Here is an 18,560-nt window from a genome sequence, read left to right on the forward strand (position 1 = left end):
TTATCGTCCGGACGGTTTCTCATAGTATTTTACGCTTTTCTCAATTGAATCTTTCATCAGTGGCGAGATAAGCTTTTTAGCAAGCAAGTTAATTGGGACCAAAGTAAATATCATCGCAATGAGAAACATAACATAGATAGTTATTACAACTTTTCTAGAAAAAGAACCTGGTTTACCTGATAACTGAATTAGCTTTCCCCATGCCATAAACGAACGAGTGGCTATTTTTTCAGAACCAATTAACTTGCCGTTGACTTTAACCGCATTCAAGTTAGTCAGTAACGGCTTCTTTTCTTTCTCTAAATTCTGCGATAACGCAGACACCAAACGATGTCCAAACCGAGCGCTCTCAGTAATTTCGTGTTCGGACACTCCCGCAGCAGGAAATATCCAAAATGGATCTTTTTTGCCTGTCAACAACCAACGTGGCGTTGTTACAAAGGAATAAACGGTACCGCTTTGATCTGTCAAAACAACGTTATCAATCAAATGACCACCACACTCACTGATCAATGATTTCATTTTTTCTTGAGCCATGACCCACATATCACGACATGCGATAAAGGTAATGACGGGCTTATCTTTTAATAACAGCTTAGCCTGCTCTGTTTTTAAAAAGCCCGTGATTGGAATGGCTGGAGCCAAAAACCAAACAGTGTAAGCAATAATAATCAGGTCGTAATCATCAGTTAAATGTGGTGCTGGTTTTAACTCACAACCATTCATATAAATGGCTTCCGGGAACGCATCAAAAAAGGGGTAAAATTTCCATGGATATGGATAAGGTGTTGCTGGTTCCAAAATGTGATAATCAACTTGTATATCATCACTTTGACAAAGTGGTTTTGTCGCAGATTCAACAAACTTAGAAAGCTGCCCACTTTGCGAGTAAGAAATGACTAGAACTTTTTTCATATAATGACTTAGGTTTATGGCTAGCAATAAAATTAAACAGGAAATCTATACGCAGATATAAATACAAGGTTATCATTAATCCATAAAATGTTTGAACATAATATCCAAAATTAAAGCTTAAGAGACCGTACTAACTGCCATAGCGTTAAGTAGAAATTTTTTATCCATTTATTTCAACAATTATTTGCTGCTATTCCAACTAAACGGCTCTCACCGTACGTCTATAAACGTGTCGTATACCTTATGGTATTGACAAAAATAAAACCAAAATCATTCAGTTACATTCGCGCTTAACAGCAGTAGCTACTTCATATTCGAATAGATTGCTGTTAAATCAAAAGTATACTTTCTCGCAAAACTGTGAACTTCTAGCTTTTTGCTTAATATTTCAACACTGAAATGTGGTGTTGTTAATCTATCTACTGCCTGGAGTAGTATGGGCTATGTACTGCCCGCACCTTGATAAATCAACCTGGCCCTCAAATACCGATTTCCTATGCGAATTCCCTTTAGCTATTTATCTAATACAAATTTAAAAATTTGTTCGACATTATGTTGAATAGCTGATGTATTGGGTGTCAACATCAATTGAGTAAAACGGATACCAACTCGCTGTATAGAACACTAAACGCTGAGACTATCAAAGTGGACGATGACAACGTAAGATACAAACGTTGAATACCAATTTCATTTCTATAAAAGATTCGATAATTCATAAAACGTTATTTAATGTAATAAAATGCATTACAGGTTATTGAACTGAATGCTCAATTTCTCGCTAGACAAGAAGATAATTCGTGTATATGTACTCAAAAAAACGTTATTCTACCTTCTATTTTTCATTGCTATTTCATCACTCTATGGCTCAGATCAAGCTATTTACGTTACAACTGACTCGTTATATCAATCAAAAAAATAATATGATCTAGTTAAAAACGTTCGTGTATGATGTGAAAGAAAACTACTCACAGAAGCAATTAGGGTACCGAATCTACAAATCACGCCAATTAATTCATCGTAACAAGGTATTGGATATAAGGTTGGCGGCCCAAATACCTACAAACCGCTTAACTTGCAGCATGAAATACTAGATACCATTAACTACACCAAGATTTTGTCTAACATCAATGACCAAATTGCACGAATAACCCGGTAGTGGTCAAATCTACATAAATATAACAACACCCACTCATTCATCCACGCTATAGCGATTAGATCTTAATCACAGATAAAGCAAAACAATCCACAAAAATAATCTAATACATCACATTTAAATACCAAAAATGTAAGCGCTTACTGTAAGCGGTTACATTGCTTGCTATATTGAATTCGCAATAACAATAAAACCCTACACAATTGATAGAACAGGACCATATTATGAAAAGAATATTCCTTTGCTGTGCCGCTGGTATGTCTACTAGCATGGTCGTTTCCAAGATGAAACAAGCCGCTGCTACAAAAGGTATTGAAGTAGACATTATCGCCGTAGGTATGGATGAATTCGAAGCGACACTTCCCAATTACGACTGCTGCATGTTAGGCCCACAAATCAAATATAAAGAAGCCGAATTTAAAGCAAAAGGACAAACTGTAGGAAAACCTGTAGGTGTCATAAATCCCATGGATTACGGAATGATGAAAGGTGACAAAATTTTGGATGCGGCTCTTGCACTAATAGAAGCATAAGGAGGGACACATTATGTCTAACGCATTTTTCGATTTTATTGAACAAAAAATTGCCCCGTTAGCTGGTCGCGTCGGTAGTCAACGGCATGTCTCCGCAATACGTGATGGCTTTATCGGTGCAATGCCGTTTATGATCGTGGGTTCGTTCTTGCTCGTTTTTGCTTTCCCTCCTTTCGCCGCCGATACCACATTCGCTCTAGGACAATGGTGGCTTGAAATAGCAAAAACATATTTTAACGAACTCATGACCCCATTTAACATGTCGATGGGCATCATGTCGTGTTATGTCGCCTGTGGTATTGGATACAATCTTTCACAAAGTTACAAATTAGACCCTTTTCCGACATCAATGCTGAGTTTAATGACTTTCTTGATGGTCGCAGCACCAATGGTTGACGGTAAACTTTCTGGCGCTTATTTAGGGGGCGCAGGCGTATTTACTGCGATAATTGTTGGTATTTACGTTACTGAACTAACTCGGTTCCTGAAAACACATAATGTCGGAATTAAGATGCCGGAGCAGGTACCACCTAAAATCCGTCAGTCTTTTGATCTGCTGATCCCAGCTCTATTTGTAATCCTTACCATCTATCCTTTCAACCTGATGCTTCAGGGGCAGTTTGATATGCTGCTCCCAGAAACGATCATGGCAATTTTCAAACCATTGATCTCCGCTTCGGACTCTTTAATCGCAATTTTATTCGCAGTCTTTCTTGCTCATGCCCTATGGTTCGCAGGTATTCACGGTGCAAGTATTGTTACTGGTATCATGGCACCATTCTGGCTGGTTAACCTCGGAATGAATCAGGATGCACTAGCCGCTGGTCAGCCTTTACCTACTATTTTCCTTGAACCATTCTGGCAATTCTTTATTACTATTGGTGGCTCAGGAGCGACGTTTGCGTTAGTTCTACTTTATTTAAGAAGCAAATCTGCTCACTTAAATTCCATCGGTAAACTGGGTATGGTTCCAGCTTTATTCAACATCAATGAACCGGTAATTTTTGGTAGCCCACTAGTGATGAACCCAATCACATTTCTTCCATTTGTCGGTATTCCGATGCTCAATGCAACTATCGCTTACTGTGCCGCTAAATTTGGATTTATAGGTAAAGTTATATCTCTAGTGCCTTGGACCACACCAGCCCCACTCGGCGCGGCGTGGGGGGCTGGTTGGCAATTATCTAACGGTGCCCTTGCAATTGGTCTTATTGTTCTGGATTTGGTTATTTGGTACCCGTTCTTTAAAATATATGAAAAACAGTTACTTGCACAGGAAGATGCAGAAAAAGCCGCTATAGAGGAAAGCACTAACCCTGAGTTAGATCCAAGCACCATTTAACTAATTACTTTTGGGGTGCCAGCCTTCTCAGATATCCCAACTCAAAATATTTTCAGGAGTGTATCTATGGATATGGAATCAACTGTAATGGAATTGATCATTAATGCAGGAGAAGCCCGTAGTTGTGCAATGCAAGCGCTTTATGCAGCAAAAGCCGACCAGTGGCAAGACGTGGATCAATTGTTACAACAATCGACCGAAGCCTCAAAACGAGCTCATCAGGTTCAAACAGAACTAATAGGTTTGGATGAAGGGTGTGGAAAAGTACCCGTAAACTTAATTATGGTGCACGCACAGGATCATATTATGACATCTATGTTAGCTCGTGAACTGATAGAAGAAATGATCGAACTACATAAATTGGTGAGGTTAGGTAAGCAAGCCGCAGCTTAAACAGGCCTGTTTAAAAAAGCCTTCTCCCTTGATATCAATTATTGATATTCTTCATAATCTATTTTAACCCGGTGTATTCCGGGTTTATTTCGTACAGGTTAAGAGTTGGGTAATTAATGAGTACCATTTTTGATGTATGTAAATTAGCTGGAGTCTCTACAGCCACAGTCTCGCGAGTAATGAACGGTACTGGTCAGGTGAAAGAGTCCACACGTCAAAAAGTTTTCTCAGCGATGGAGCAATTAGGATATCGTCCAAACCAACTTGCTCAAAGTTTAGCTTCTAACAAAACTCATACGATTGGCTTTGTCGTTTCACAATTTGATGGTGCCTATACAGGTTTTATACTTAAACAAGCATCAATATGCGTGGATAAAGCTAAAAAGCAGCTTATTGTTACCGATTGTCACAACGATCCTGAATTTGAATATGAAACGGTCCGTCAGTTAGAAAACCGCTGTGATGCCATCGTACTTTACAGCCGAACGCTATCTAATGAGCACTTACGTAAACTTTATAATCAAATGAATACACCATTAGTGTTGATTAACCGTACATTACCCGAGCAGCTATTTCATACGGTAACGTTCGCTCAGGAAGAAGCCGCAACCATGATGATGAATCATCTAATTGGTTATGGACACAGAAATATCGCGTGTATTACTGGCCCTTTAGATAACCCTACTGGGAAGTCTCGGATGGCAGGCTATGTGAATACCCTAAAAAAACATGCTATTCCTTACAGAAGCTGTCTGGTAAAAAATTCTGACTATCAGATAGAGGGTGGATATAACGCCTGTAAACAACTGATAGAAGATAAAATTCCTTTTACTGCATTATTTGCTTTCAATGATTATATGGCTTTGGGAGCATTAAAAGCACTGAACGAAGCGGATATCAAAGTACCGGATCAAGTTTCAATTGCTGGAATTGATAACAATCTTTTTTCTGCCTATGCCTCGCCAGGATTGACCACTATCGAACTTCCAATCGAGGCAATGACTAAAAAAGCTGTCGAGTTAGCTATTGACCTGATTACACATGAACATAAGAGCAGTGCTCATCAGTTTAAAGGAAAACTTATTCAAAGAGAGTCCGTGAAACCATGTAGAGCAATGAACAACTGGTTCAGCTTATAGTTCATACTTATTACACCTCATCTAACCCATTGTTACTCTATCCACTTGTATGATTACATTTGTTCCCAAGTGTAACCAACATCTCAATTATGTTGATAAATAGCCCCTATTATCTTTCTCATTTCACATTTTCAACCTCAAATGTAAGCGCTTACAGAAACCGGTTACAAAATATAATATAATCACTGACAGTACAACAGAAACCGAAATAAAGACTAAACATCCAAAGGGGCTAGAACATGTATCACAAAAGCTTAAAACCGTTTCCTAAAGATTTTCTTTGGGGGGCATCTACATCTGCGTATCAGGTTGAAGGAGCAAGCTTAACTCACGGTAAAGGACCATCATGTCAGGACGTAAAAGAACTGCCACCGAATACCAGTGGACTGGAAGTTTGTGCTGATCACTATCATCGCTACAAAGAAGATATTGCACTAATGGCAGAAATGGGATTTAAGGTATATCGTTTTTCTATTTCCTGGTCTCGATTGCTACCGGAGGGAACTGGGCGTATCAACCAAGAAGGGGTTGATTATTATAACAACGTCATCGATGAATGCTTAAAATATGACATTATCCCACTAGTGACAATGTTCCACTTCGATATGCCAGCGGCTCTGGATGAAAGAGGTTCCTGGTCAAACCCTGATTCCGTTGAGTGGTTTGTCGATTTTGCGAAGCTGATGTATGAGTGCTATGGAGATCGGGTTAAAAATTGGCTGACAATCAATGAGCAGAATATGTTAACGCTCGTCGGACCGATTATCGGTACTTTACACATTCCAAAAGGCTGCACCAATAAGGTTAAAGAAATCTACCAACAGAACCATCATATGCTTGTTGCTCAAGCTAAAGCCATGGCGCTGTGCCATCAAATGGTTGACGGTGGCAAAGTTGGACCAGCTCCTAATATCTCATTGGTCTACCCTGCCTCATGTAAACCTGAAGATGTGATTGCTTCCCAAAACACCAACGCCATCCGAAACTGGTTATATTTAGACATGTCTGTTTTCGGCGTATACAACAACCTTGTATGGGCTTATCTCGAAGAAAATGATGCAACACCAACCTTTGCACCTGGGGATGCCGAAGCATTGAAAAATGGTAAACCGGACTTTATCGGTTTCAACTATTACAACTCAATGACTGTTGAAGACTACGCATTGGATGACGACAACGTACATCTATCTGACTCTAACCAGCAGCACCAACGTGGTGATAAAGGATTTTATAAAGGAACTCGAAACCCTCATCTGCCAACAACAGAGTTTGGCTGGGAAATTGACCCCATGGGATTTCGTTCAACAATGCGAGAAATTTACTCTCGATACCGGCTACCACTTATCGTTACTGAAAACGGGTTAGGTGCTTACGACACGCTAACAGAAGACGGAAAAATCCACGACTCTTACCGTATTGAATATCTACGAAAACATTTAGAACAAGTGCAACTAGCCATTACCGACGGTGTAGAGATGATGGGTTATTGTCCATGGTCTGCAATAGATTTGGTATCGACTCACGAAGGCATCGTGAAACGCTATGGCTTTATCTATGTTGATCGTGATGAATTTAATCTAAAAACCTTAAATCGTTATCGCAAAGACTCGTTCTATTGGTATCAAGAAGTCATCGCGTCAAATGGAAAAAAAATGTAGTCCGTAAAGGTAAATATAAACAACTTCACTCATAGCCGACACCCACAAAGCGTAGCTTTCTTAAAGAAAGTCACCTTTGGTGGGGCGGCTTACCACCAGTTAGTGTTAGTGATGAATGCGATAAAAATGCCTAATATCGTGTTTCATTACTTTATTGAAACCAGCTTCTCCACCTTGAGTAGAATGTTTGTTAAGTGAATCACAAGCTCAATTAACTTTCGATACAATGTAACCGGTTTCAGTGTAATATTTGCAACATGTCACCGGTTACATTAATGTATTTGTTGTATGAATCTCCCTAACAACAGAGCGCCGGTAATAGTCGTAAGATTAGTGGTGATGACATTGAAACAGACAAATCAAAAAAAGGATTTATCGACTGGGGCACAAGTAGTAGAAGTTGTCTCAGACAGTTTTGCCCCCTTCATTGGAGTAATGGCTGGATCGGGAATGCTAAAGGCATTGTTAGCCATATTTATCTTATCGGGCTGGCTTACGATAGAAAGCAGTACTTATATCACCTTATATGCCGCTTCCAACGCAGTGTTCTATTTTCTGCCTGTTTTGCTAGGTAGTTCTTTAGCACATCGTCTGGGGTCAAATAGTTACTTAGGTGCTACAGTGGGTGCCTCGCTCCTTGAACCGAGTTTTATTGGTTTAATCGGTGCTGAAGGTTCAAATTTTATTGGTTTACCGTTTACCGCTATTGATTACTCATGCACAGTTTTTCCTGTCTTCATTGCTGTTTCTGCTCTTTCCGTGCTCGAAAAGCAAATTCGTGATCGATGCTCGGAGAATATCCGCTTATTCATGGTACCTATGCTCTGCCTGATGGTTATTGTTCCTCTTACTGTTATGGTATTTGGCCCGATAGGAGTGTATTTGGGCAATGCATTAGCAACGACAATTGATAATTTACAGGCTTTCAGCTCAGTCTTAACTGGCGCCGTTATTGGCGGTGGAATGATGTTATGTGTTGTTGTCGGACTACACTGGGGTATCGTTCCGGTTGCGATTGCCAGTGCGGCGACCGCTTCCGGTGATTCTATTGTTCCTATGTGGGCTCCGAGCACGTTTGCTCAAATGGGAATTGCGTTTGCTATCTATTTTTCTGCTCGCAGAGCTGAAGACAAAGCGATTGCAGGCCCTGCTGCATTAACCGGTATATTGGCAGGTGTTACAGAGCCGATTATTTACGGACTGATTATGCGTTATCGTCGGACTATACCTATCGTGGTATCCGCCGGTATGGTGGGCGGTGCTATTAATGGCTATTTTCAGGTAAGAATGACGGCGTTTGTATTCCAGAATATCTTCACCGTTCCTGTGTTTGATTCTGCTTTATGGTATCTGACTGGTATCAGTGTCAGCTTCTTTATGGCTTTGGTGCTAACACTGCTATTTGGCTACGAAAAACGGGCGAACGAGTCAGTAGTGTCGCCAGTTTAGCCTTAAGCTTTCTAAAAATACGGGACGATATGAGATGAGTAATATACGCGATGTCAGTGAACTGGCTGGTGTATCGAAAGCAACGGTTTCCCGGGTAGTCAATGGCAAGAATCAAGTCAAACAGGAAACTCGAGATAAAGTTTATGCGGCGATGGAGCAACTGGGCTATCGGCCGAATAAACTGGCTCAGGCACTAGCTAAAAGCAAAACAGACAGCATCGGATTTGTGGTTTCAAACTATGACGGTGGCTATGTGGGAGACATGCTGAAGCAAGCATCTCTCAGTGCCGCGAAAGCAAATAAAAGTCTAATTGTGACGGATAGCCAGAGTAACCCTGAACAGGAATATGAAGCTGTTTTACAGTTAGAAGGGCGATGTGATGCGATCGTGCTTTATAGCCGGACTTTATGTTATGACCAAATACAGAAACTCTATCAGCATCTGTCGACGCCTATGGTTTTGATGAATCTGGTGATACCAGAGCAGTTGTTTCATACCGTCTCTTTTGATCAAGAAGGAGCTGTAGAGACTATGATGGAACATCTGATACGTTGTGGGCATAAGAATATTGCTTGTATTACGGGTAAAGTAGATAACCCAACGGGTAGAGCGCGTTTGGCAGGATATAAAAATACGCTATTAAAACACGGCCTTGTTTATTCTCCTGATCTTGTAAGGCAAGCCGATTATTTGATCGACGGCGCCTATTTTAGTTGCCGGGAAATGATTGAGCATAGTCGTCCCTTTACCGCGGTGATAGCATTTAATGACTATATGGCATTAGGAGCGATGAAAGCACTCACTGAAGCTGGTATTCAGGTACCACAGCAAGTCTCGGTAGCGGGTATTGATAATCACCTTATCGCTACTTATACGACACCAACATTAACGACGATTGAATTACCACTGAAAGAGATGACAGATCAAGCGATTGATATCGCGGTACAGTTGTCAAATGAATACATACCACCTCGTGCACATAGATATACGGGGAAGTTAGTTGTGAGAAACTCTGTGGCCCGAGTGATGACTTAGCCGTCAGGGCCCATTAACAATTTTACATTTGGTTATAAGGATTAAATTTTGATTGAAACAGTCATATTCGATATGGATGGTGTTCTGGTAGATTCTGAACCACTATGGCGCCGAGCTAAGGTTAATGCCGTAGCAAAATTTGGTGGAACCATTACAGAGCAGCTCGCATATCAGAGTACAGGATTACGTATTGATGAAATTGCGAATTACTGGATTCGCTACTGCGGATTAGATGAAAACTGCAGTGTTGATTTACAAAATGCAATTTTGGATGAAGTGATAGAGCAAATTAACTCTAAAGGTGAACTTCTTCCAGGCGTTTTGGCTTCCTTGGAATGGCTCTCAACGACAAATCTAAAAATAGGTCTTGCCTCTTCATCTCCACTAAGGCTGATTGAAGCCGTGTTGCAAGCATTTGATATCGGGAAATTCTTTGAAATCTATGTGTCAGCAGAGTATTTAACCCATGGGAAGCCCCATCCACAGGTGTATCTGGATGCAGCAGAAAAACTGGCAACAGAACCTCGTAACTGTCTGGCTATTGAAGATTCCGTGAATGGACTGATTGCGGCAAAGGCTGCGAGAATGACAGCAATCTGTGTGCCGGAGCCCGGGCAGGAAAATAATCCACGCTTTGGTATTGCTGATATTAAACTGGCTTCTTTAGAACAATTTATTGGCTCTGCCCAAGTGAAAAAAGTGCTTGGCCGATAATCGCCTTAGACAAAACAAAACGCTTATCTCTATGATTGTATGTTTTTTCTAATCAGATATTTAACTTTGCTTAGTGAGCCACGGTTATACCATCCTAGATAAAAATATGATCGGACTGAGCATTGGTAGCACTGCGAATGGGCGTCAAACGCAAACGCGCATTCATTCGTCCCTGAAGCTCCGCCGAGCCATCCATGGCTCGGCGGGTTTGCTTATCGACACCCATTCACTGATCAGAAAATTGTCGAGAATGGTATTATTTAACCATCGCTGTTTACATGGTATTACAGTTCTTCGCCATTCGATGCGATAACTTTTTTATACCAGTCGAATGACGCTTTTTTCTTACGATCCAGTGTACCGTTACCGTGGTTATCTTTATCGACATAGATAAATCCATACCGTTTTTCCATTTCTCCGGTTGACGCACTAACAAGGTCAATACAGCCCCAAGGCGTGTAACCCCATAGTTCTACACCGTCTTTGACCGCTTCGCTCATTTGCTCGATATGGGATTTTAAATAGTCGATACGGTAAGAGTCATTGATCGAGCCATCTTCTTCAACTTTATCAAACGCACCTAAGCCGTTTTCTACCACCATCAGTGGAATTTCATAGCGAGCGTAGATTTCATTCAATGTGTAGCGCAGACCAACCGGGTCAATTTGCCATCCCCAATCTGAAGCCTCTACGTACGGATTTTTGATGCCACCCATTAGGTTACCAGAAGTGGTTTCCTGATCTGGATTTGCAGAAACACAGTTCGACATATAGTAACTCAGCGTGTAGTAGTCTACGGTACCCTCAGCCAGAATGTCCAAATCGCCATCTTCCATGTGAACCGTGATACCGTTCTCTTCAAAATAGCGTTTAGCATAATATGGGTATTGACCGCGAACCTGAATATCACCGCAGAAATAGTTGTGCATTTGCATGTGTTGTTGTGCTAATTGCACATCAGCAGGGTGACAGGTAAATGGATAGGTTGTCAGGAAGCAGATCATACAGCCAATTTGAAAATCCGGGTTGATTTCATGACCCAATTTGACGGTTTTTGCACTCGCAACGAATTGGTGGTGTAGTGCCTGAAAGCGCAGCTGTGGAATATCTGCCTGATTCACGAAATCGGTCGTTCCTTCATTCAGAATGCCTAAACCAAGGAAGTTGCCGATAGGCATAGTACCTATGTTTATCTCGTTAAACGTCAGCCAATATTTCACTTTACCGTTAAAACGCTTGAACAGGGTTTCCGCGTAGCGAGTGTAACAGTCGACCACTTCGCGCCCTGCCCAGCCGTTATATTCCTGAGTCAAACCAAAAGGCAGTTCATAGTGAGAGATAGTCACTAGAGGTTCAATGTCGTATTTTTTCAGTTCATCGATGACGTTTTCATAAAACTTCAGGCCGGCTTCATTTGGTTGCTGTTCCATACCTGTCGGGAAAATACGAGTCCAGTTAATTGAGAAGCGGAAGGTTTTAAAGCCCATCTCAGCAAACAGAGCGATGTCTTCTTTGAAACGATGATAGAAATCGATCGCTTCATGAGACGGATAATGGATACCGTCTTCAATAGAACGTGTGATTCGGCGCGCGATTTCATGAGTCCCACCACTAAGCATATCGCTGGTACTTGGCCCTTTTCCATCTAGGTTCCATGCGCCTTCAAACTGGTTAGCTGCCGTTGCTCCACCCCACAAAAAGCCTTTGGGGAAAACTGAATTACTCATGGTCATTCTCCGATTTTAAAAATGGTTAATGTTAATGATTTATAATGTTTTTTAACTATGATGGTTGTTTTTCAACAACATACTTTGTTTAAACAATACACTAATTAAAAACAAATGTAACCGGTTTCTTTTATCTGATTCAGCAGTCCTAATCGCGTTTGATATTTAAAAATGAACGCTGTTCGATAAAGATTAAGATGAGATCCATGACCTGTTTTTAATCAGATATCATCAGATTTATGTGAGAATAATCGCCATTATTCACCAAGTCTATTGATCAAGTTTTTCGTAAACCATACCTTCGTAACCGGTTACAGAAACCGGTTACAGTTTCTGGCAAATAAATTAATCGGAAATGGAAGGATAAGCTTATGGCTGCGGTTAGAGATTATGCTCAACTTGCAAAAGACATACTTGCTGAAGTTGGTGGGCAGGAAAACATCAATCAGTTTTCACGTTGTGCAACACGTTTGCGCCTTGTTCTAAAAGAAACCCCAGCAGGTGCTGCCGATAAAGTAAAACAGATGCCAGGTGTCATCACAGTTGTATTGAGTGGTGGACAATTTCAGGTCGTTATTGGCACTCACGTATCGGATGTACATCAAGCAATGTCTTCACTGGTCGACGCAAACCTGCTTTCACAAGGTAAACAGAAAGTACGTACACTAGACGCGGTTATAGCTGCGATGTCCGCTATTTTCGCTCCAATCGTATTTATTCTGGCTGCTGCAGGTATCCTGCAAGGCGCCTTGATTTTCGCAAACTATTTGTTCCCGTCGGTAGCAAGTACCGGTACGTTTGAAGTGTTGAACTTCATGTCTTGGACTCCGTTTGCTTTCTTACCAGTATTTATTGCCATTACAGCTTCGAAACATTTTCAGTGTAACCCATTTATCGCTGTTCTATGTGCCTGTGCATTGATTAACCCTTCATGGGCGGCGATTGCTGCAAGAATTGCTGATGGCGAAATGATTACTTTCCTCTCTCTTCCACTGGCTAAGACTGTGTATACTTCTTCTGTGTTGCCTCCTATTTTCATGGTTTGGGCATTGAGTTATGTGGAATTATATGTAAAACGCATCATTCCCGCGGTGGTTAGTGAATTGTTTACTCCACTGGTATGTATGCTGATTATGGTTCCGACAACCCTAGTACTAATTGGTCCTGCAACTAGTTTGGTTGCGAGCTCTATCGCTGGTGGTTATAACGTACTTTATGATACAGCGCCTATGCTTGCTGCGGCATTAATCGGTGGTATCTGGCAAGTTATCGTCATCTTCGGTGTTCACTGGGGTATCACTCCTGTGGTATTCGCTAACTATGAGAACTATGGCTACGATTCATTCCAGGCGTTCCAGGCTATCGCTGTCATCGCTCAAATGGCTGCTACGTTTGCTGTTGCATTTAAATCTCGCAACCGCCTCATGAAAACAACAGGCTTCTCTGCCGGTATTACCGCTATCTTCGGTATTACTGAGCCTGCGCTATACGGTGTTACTCTACGTCTGAAAAAACCATTCATCTGCGGTTGTATCGGTGGTGCATTGGGTGCTGTTGTTGCAAGCCTGTTCGGTACTTACTACTACGCATTTGCTGGTCTGCCAGGTCTGTTAACCGTGGTTAACGCAATCAGCCCTGCAAATCCATCTTCATTTATCGGTGAGCTTGCTGGTGTGGGTGTCGCGATTGTTGCTACAACAGTATTGGTTTACGTGATTGGTTTTGAAGACCCTATCGACGAACAAAGCAACGCAACAAAAGAAGAGTCAAGGTCTGAAGAACACCCTGATCCAGCAACGAAAAAATCCGTAACTCTGGTTAGCCCGCTAAAAGGCAAAGTGGTAGCTCTGGAATCAGTTAATGACGAAAGTTTCTCTCAAAAGCTACTGGGTGATGGCGTAGCGATTAAACCTACAGAAGGTATTGTTCGAGCGCCTTGTGATGCGGTGATTTCATCGGTTATAGCGAGTAAACACGCAGTAGGTATGACGTCAAAAAACGGTGCCGAATTATTGATTCACGTCGGTTTAGACACTGTAGAGCTTAAAGGCAAATTCTTCGACTGCCTGGTTGAGTTGGATCAGGAAGTAAAAACGGGCGATCCGTTAATCAAGTTCGATCTTGAAAATATCGCAGCTGCAGGTTACGACGCAACAACACCGTTTATTGTAATGAACAGTGACGAATATGAGTTCAATTTGATTGAACCAGTGCAAAAAAATCAAGAAATAGAAATTGGACAGCCTGTAATTCAAATGGCTTAGGGGTAAGTAAAAATGAGTAGTGTTTTTCCTGAAAACTTTTTGTGGGGTGGCGCGGTAGCAGCACACCAGGTTGAAGGTGGTTGGGACCGCGATGGAAAAGGTCCGAGTATTGTTGACGTATTATCCGGTGGGGATGTCAACACTCAGCGCAAAATTACCGATGGTGTACTAGAGGGTTACCACTATCCAAACCATGAAGCGACAGCGTTCTATGACCACTATAAAGGTGATGCTGCGTTGTTGGCTGAGATGGGATTCAAGTGTTTCCGTACATCCATTTACTGGCCTCGCATCTTCCCTATGGGTGATGAAGTCGAACCAAACGAAGCGGGTCTAAAGTACTACGATGATCTGTTTGATGAGCTGTTAAAACACGGTATTGAGCCAGTGATTACTCTGTCTCACTTTGAAATGCCGTTGCATCTGTCAAAAGAATACGGTGGTTTTAAAGACCGCAGAGTGGTTGATTTCTTTGTTCACTACGCAGAAACAGTGATGCGTCGTTACAAGAACAAAGTGAAATATTGGATGACGTTCAACGAAATCAATAACCAGCGTGATCTTCACTTACCGTTGTGGGGCTACTCAAACTCTGGTGTGGATTACACAGTTGAAAAGAACCCTGAAGAGTGTATGTACCAAGTAGTACACCACGAGTTCGTCGCAAGCGCCAAAGTCGTAAAACTGGGGCATGAAATCAACCCTGATTTCCAAATCGGTTGTATGGTTGCATGGGTGCCAATTTATCCATACTCATGTAATCCTGATGACGTAATGCTTGCACAAGAAGCAATGCGTAACCGTTTCTTCTTCAGTGATGTGCATATGCGCGGTGAATACCCGGCATACACATTGAAAGAGTGGGAACGTAAAGGCTACAACATTGAGATGGAACCCGGCGATCTTGAGATTCTGAAAGAAGGCGTGTGTGATTACGTTGGCTTTAGTTACTACATGTCTGTCGCAGTGAAAGCCGATGCTCAGCAATCGACTGAAGGTTCAATGAGTGGCTTTACCGGTAGTGTGAAAAACCCACACGTGAAAGCCTCTGACTGGGGATGGCAAGTTGACCCTGTTGGTCTGCGCTACTCACTGTGTGAACTTTACGAACGCTACAGCAAACCGCTATTTATCGTAGAGAACGGTTTTGGTGCTATCGATGTCGTTGAAGAGAATGGTGACATCAACGATGACTACCGTATCGATTATCTTAAAGCTCACATTGAAGAGATGAAGAAAGCGGTTGCTCACGACGGCGTTAATTTGATGGGCTATACACCATGGGGTTGTATTGACTGTGTGTCATACGGAACGGGTGAATACCGTAAACGCTATGGTTTCATTTATGTAGACCGCCACGATGATGGTACCGGCACCATGGAACGTAGCCGTAAGAAGAGTTTCTTCTGGTATCAAAATGTTATCAGCAGCAATGGTGAAGATTTATAAAGTTTCTGATTAGTTGGCTAACTTAACACTTTCCCCCTTATGCGATATCGCTAAGGGGGATTTTTATGACCAAATTTCACGGGTTCACAAAAGCTTAATTTTGAAGTGAATGATTGGTTATATGTGTGACATAGTTTTATTAGCTTTTACTAAATCGACATTGTTGGGTTGTCCCCATGATCATTGAAGATGCTTGATTTTCAGTGGAATGAGAATGCTTCTACGCACTATAAAAATAACACTGACTTCTCAACAAACGCTTGAGCTAGAATAAATACACGATTTAGAACGTAATCTTCGAGTGTTTGATCATATCAAAGTAATTTTACTTGCCGGACGAATTTTGGCAAAGATAGCGTATCATTGGGTACAAGTACCACTTGGCTTGCCTGATGATGGATTGTATGTAACTAATTGATAAACAAGATGATTATGGAAATGGGTGGAGGCCCCAGCCACATCCCGGCACACACGTCATTCGCTGTGGCTGCTTCCTTCCGGACCTGACCAGGTTTACGAACTAGTGTTGCGGGAGGACCAGGGCCCCCATAGAGCATCTTTGGTTGGTACCAAAGAGTGGGAGGGATTATCAAGCATCGACATCAGCATTGCAAGTCTAAATCCGAGTAAAGTCTTTGATTGCGCTCCAATTGAGCATCAATTAAACAAATCGACTAAATCTATCCCAGTTATCTGTGCTGCATTCTAATCGGTGTGACAATATTTCTTTGATGTTTAGTCTCGTACATTGCTTGGTCAGTTTGGTGCATGACTTCCTGTAAAGACATATAACCAGTTCGCCCTGTTGAAATGCCCACAGCAACAGTCACATCGAAACTTACATTTCTCTCAACATCGACAAATACAAAGCGTTGCAGATAGGCTTGGATTTCTTCCAATTGTTCAGGTTTGATATTACCAATCAAGATGAACTCATCTCCCCCGATGCGATATGCGCGGCCTTTCCACACATGGTGGATTCTTTGGGCAAGCAATTTTAAGACCTTATCTCCAATCTCATGACCGTAATTATCATTGATCTGTTTAAAGTGATTCAGATCTAGATAAACAAGAGATATTTTGCTCGCTAATCCTCGGCTGTGTCGACGATATAATGCTCGGCGATTACGCAGTTTTGTCAGGTTGTCGGTATTTGATTGTTTGTGTAGATATAGCGCCACGATAATCAATAAACCAAATGCAGTGGCAAACAGCCATTGGCTATGACGAGTAAAACGTTTTTCAACCACCAACGTAGCTCGCCAATCAGGCTGATAATCATAAGTTTTTATGATCTTTTGAGTATCCATCATTTTAATGGCACGGCTAAACAGTGATGCCAATGATTCACCGAGTGGTGTTTTAGTAAAACCGATAGCAACATCAAATTTATAAAAGCCACCAATCATCGAATCCTCAACAAATGGTAACAACTCATCAGATTCACGCAAAAATAGATTGAAGTTACCTCGGCTCATCACAATGTAGTCAACTTGATGAGACAAAAGACCTTCTATCATCTCTTCTTGAGTCGAGAAAGTATTAAGCTCTTTGCGCGGCAACATTCGATGCAAAAGCTCTTCAAAGAAATCGTCTTTGATAACACCAATACGTTCTGCCACTAGCTCTGAAACATTGCTATAGACAAAGTCTTTATACCCTTCCCTCTTAATCATCACAGCTTCAGGGTGATAGTAACTCTCGCTAAAGTTCACTATGTTTTTACGCGGCTCAGTGATAGTCAGAGGAGCAATAATATCAATGTTTTGCTGCCGAATATCGCTGTACATGCTCTCCCATGTTTCGTTCGCTTTACTCGCTAACTCACACTTCAAAAGCAAAATGTCACAGGCGCGGAATACAACATCAGCACTAATACCACTGACACCACCATCCTGATGGTAAGTCGAATAAGGGCTAATATTTTCCAGTTTAACTTTAAGTGGTCGCTGGATATTCAAACCACTATCTATAACAGCTTGACGCAGTGCATGCTTGCGAATATCGAATTGATACTTTTGGATCGATTCACGTAACAATTTTTGAACTCGGGCTGAATGAACATAGCTTTCTATTTCACTCAACAATTCCGTGTTCTCGCCTTTTGGTGTCACTATAGAAACAGGTTGGATGGATATGCTGTCATTGAGAAGCTGAGCATCATAGCCAGCAAGCAGCATCGGTTTTAGCTGATTAATCGCATCAACAATACCATCAACTTGTGAGCCTTTTAACAACTGCATAGCTCCGGCAGAACCGTAATACTCCACCAGCTCAATCTCTGGATAATTCTGATGAATTAGATCACCATATATGGTTCCGGCTGGTATACCTACTTTGCTCATGTCTTCTAAATGACCATTAGTTTTACTGAACAAATAAGTGTATTCAATATTCGTAGGGCGCGAAAAATCAAAGCGCTCTGCTCGCTCTGGTGTAAAAGTAACGTTAGCTGCGAAATCACTGACACCCGCTTCAACGGATTTTAGAATTGCATCAAAACTCGGATAATTTACGTATTCGATATCAATATTAAAGTGATATGAAACGTCGTCAAAAATGACGCGTGACACTACATCATCGGCTTCTGTCGCGACAAAATAGACTTTATGTGGGTCATCGGCTGCCAGTGCCTGCGATGAACACAATAGCGCCAACAACCAATGACAAATATGCATGGTTCTAGACATAGACGTTGTTATAACATTTTTTTATTTTTAGTGTAAAAATAATAGTATCTAAAGTGATTCTAATTGCATAAGGGTTTTATAATTCGTACAGCATATTT

The 18,560-nt window shown here is 41.4% G+C and carries 13 protein-coding genes and 1 other RNA gene; 10 read left to right on the forward strand and 4 right to left on the reverse strand.

Annotated features, from left to right (window positions below; genetic code table 11):
* Entirely contained in the window at positions 1-915 is a 915-nt protein-coding gene (locus tag G5S32_RS09555; RefSeq protein WP_165311801.1) for a dialkylrecorsinol condensing enzyme, read from the reverse strand.
* 1,377 nt (positions 916-2,292) lie between these two features.
* On the opposite strand from G5S32_RS09555, the gene G5S32_RS09560 reads away from it, so the two are divergent.
* From G5S32_RS09560 to hxpB, 8 genes are all read left to right on the forward strand, one after another.
* Positions 2,293-2,601, forward strand: a complete 309-nt coding sequence (locus G5S32_RS09560; protein WP_165311802.1) for a PTS sugar transporter subunit IIB — start codon at positions 2,293-2,295, stop codon at positions 2,599-2,601.
* Positions 2,602-2,614: 13 nt separating this feature from the next.
* Positions 2,615-3,943 (forward strand): PTS sugar transporter subunit IIC, encoded by a 1,329-nt coding sequence (locus G5S32_RS09565; protein WP_165311803.1) that lies wholly within the window; start codon positions 2,615-2,617, stop codon positions 3,941-3,943.
* Positions 3,944-4,009: 66 nt separating this feature from the next.
* On the forward strand, positions 4,010-4,336 hold the full coding sequence (locus G5S32_RS09570; protein ID WP_165311804.1) for a PTS lactose/cellobiose transporter subunit IIA: 327 nt from the start codon (positions 4,010-4,012) through the stop codon (positions 4,334-4,336).
* A 116-nt stretch (positions 4,337-4,452) separates the two neighbouring features.
* Positions 4,453-5,475, forward strand: coding sequence for a LacI family DNA-binding transcriptional regulator (locus G5S32_RS09575; protein WP_165311805.1), 1,023 nt, complete (start codon positions 4,453-4,455; stop codon positions 5,473-5,475).
* Between the two features lie 239 nt (positions 5,476-5,714).
* Positions 5,715-7,133, forward strand: coding sequence for a glycoside hydrolase family 1 protein (locus G5S32_RS09580; protein WP_165311806.1), 1,419 nt, complete (start codon positions 5,715-5,717; stop codon positions 7,131-7,133).
* A 345-nt stretch (positions 7,134-7,478) separates the two neighbouring features.
* A complete protein-coding gene (locus G5S32_RS09585) occupies positions 7,479-8,582 on the forward strand; it encodes a PTS transporter subunit EIIC (protein WP_165311807.1) in 1,104 nt (367 codons plus the stop codon).
* Positions 8,583-8,616: 34 nt separating this feature from the next.
* Positions 8,617-9,618, forward strand: a complete 1,002-nt coding sequence (locus G5S32_RS09590; RefSeq protein ID WP_165311808.1) for a LacI family DNA-binding transcriptional regulator — start codon at positions 8,617-8,619, stop codon at positions 9,616-9,618.
* A gap of 48 nt (positions 9,619-9,666) precedes the next feature.
* Positions 9,667-10,332, forward strand: coding sequence for a hexitol phosphatase HxpB (gene hxpB, locus G5S32_RS09595; RefSeq protein WP_165311809.1), 666 nt, complete (start codon positions 9,667-9,669; stop codon positions 10,330-10,332).
* Positions 10,333-10,616: 284 nt separating this feature from the next.
* On the opposite strand, the gene G5S32_RS09600 is transcribed toward hxpB, so the two are convergent.
* A complete protein-coding gene (locus G5S32_RS09600; protein ID WP_207621574.1) occupies positions 10,617-12,059 on the reverse strand; it encodes a glycoside hydrolase family 1 protein in 1,443 nt (480 codons plus the stop codon).
* 371 nt (positions 12,060-12,430) lie between these two features.
* Between G5S32_RS09600 and G5S32_RS09605 the strand changes: the two genes are divergently transcribed.
* Together G5S32_RS09605 and G5S32_RS09610 are read left to right on the forward strand one after the other, a co-directional pair.
* Positions 12,431-14,323, forward strand: coding sequence for a beta-glucoside-specific PTS transporter subunit IIABC (locus G5S32_RS09605; protein ID WP_165311811.1), 1,893 nt, complete (start codon positions 12,431-12,433; stop codon positions 14,321-14,323).
* Between the two features lie 12 nt (positions 14,324-14,335).
* Positions 14,336-15,772, forward strand: coding sequence for a 6-phospho-beta-glucosidase (locus G5S32_RS09610; RefSeq protein ID WP_165311812.1), 1,437 nt, complete (start codon positions 14,336-14,338; stop codon positions 15,770-15,772).
* A gap of 446 nt (positions 15,773-16,218) precedes the next feature.
* On the opposite strand, the gene ffs is transcribed toward G5S32_RS09610, so the two are convergent.
* Positions 16,219-16,315, reverse strand: an RNA gene (gene ffs, locus G5S32_RS09615) — signal recognition particle sRNA small type.
* A 146-nt stretch (positions 16,316-16,461) separates the two neighbouring features.
* A complete protein-coding gene (locus G5S32_RS09620; protein WP_165311813.1) occupies positions 16,462-18,462 on the reverse strand; it encodes a GGDEF domain-containing protein in 2,001 nt (666 codons plus the stop codon).
* Between the last annotated feature and the right edge of the window lie 98 nt (positions 18,463-18,560).

The sequence above is a fragment of the Vibrio ziniensis genome, from assembly GCF_011064285.1.
Lineage (GTDB): Bacteria > Pseudomonadota > Gammaproteobacteria > Enterobacterales > Vibrionaceae > Vibrio > Vibrio ziniensis.

Coding starts and splice junctions, on each gene's coding strand:
- G5S32_RS09590 (WP_165311808.1), top strand. CDS start 8,617: ATGAGTAATATACGCGATGTCAGTGAACTGGCTGGTGTATCGAAAGCA.
- G5S32_RS09560 (WP_165311802.1), top strand. CDS start 2,293: ATGAAAAGAATATTCCTTTGCTGTGCCGCTGGTATGTCTACTAGCATG.
- G5S32_RS09600 (WP_207621574.1), bottom strand. CDS start 12,059: ATGAGTAATTCAGTTTTCCCCAAAGGCTTTTTGTGGGGTGGAGCAACG.
- G5S32_RS09620 (WP_165311813.1), bottom strand. CDS start 18,462: ATGTCTAGAACCATGCATATTTGTCATTGGTTGTTGGCGCTATTGTGT.
- G5S32_RS09565 (WP_165311803.1), top strand. CDS start 2,615: ATGTCTAACGCATTTTTCGATTTTATTGAACAAAAAATTGCCCCGTTA.
- G5S32_RS09605 (WP_165311811.1), top strand. CDS start 12,431: ATGGCTGCGGTTAGAGATTATGCTCAACTTGCAAAAGACATACTTGCT.
- G5S32_RS09555 (WP_165311801.1), bottom strand. CDS start 915: ATGAAAAAAGTTCTAGTCATTTCTTACTCGCAAAGTGGGCAGCTTTCT.
- G5S32_RS09580 (WP_165311806.1), top strand. CDS start 5,715: ATGTATCACAAAAGCTTAAAACCGTTTCCTAAAGATTTTCTTTGGGGG.
- G5S32_RS09610 (WP_165311812.1), top strand. CDS start 14,336: ATGAGTAGTGTTTTTCCTGAAAACTTTTTGTGGGGTGGCGCGGTAGCA.
- G5S32_RS09575 (WP_165311805.1), top strand. CDS start 4,453: ATGAGTACCATTTTTGATGTATGTAAATTAGCTGGAGTCTCTACAGCC.
- G5S32_RS09570 (WP_165311804.1), top strand. CDS start 4,010: ATGGATATGGAATCAACTGTAATGGAATTGATCATTAATGCAGGAGAA.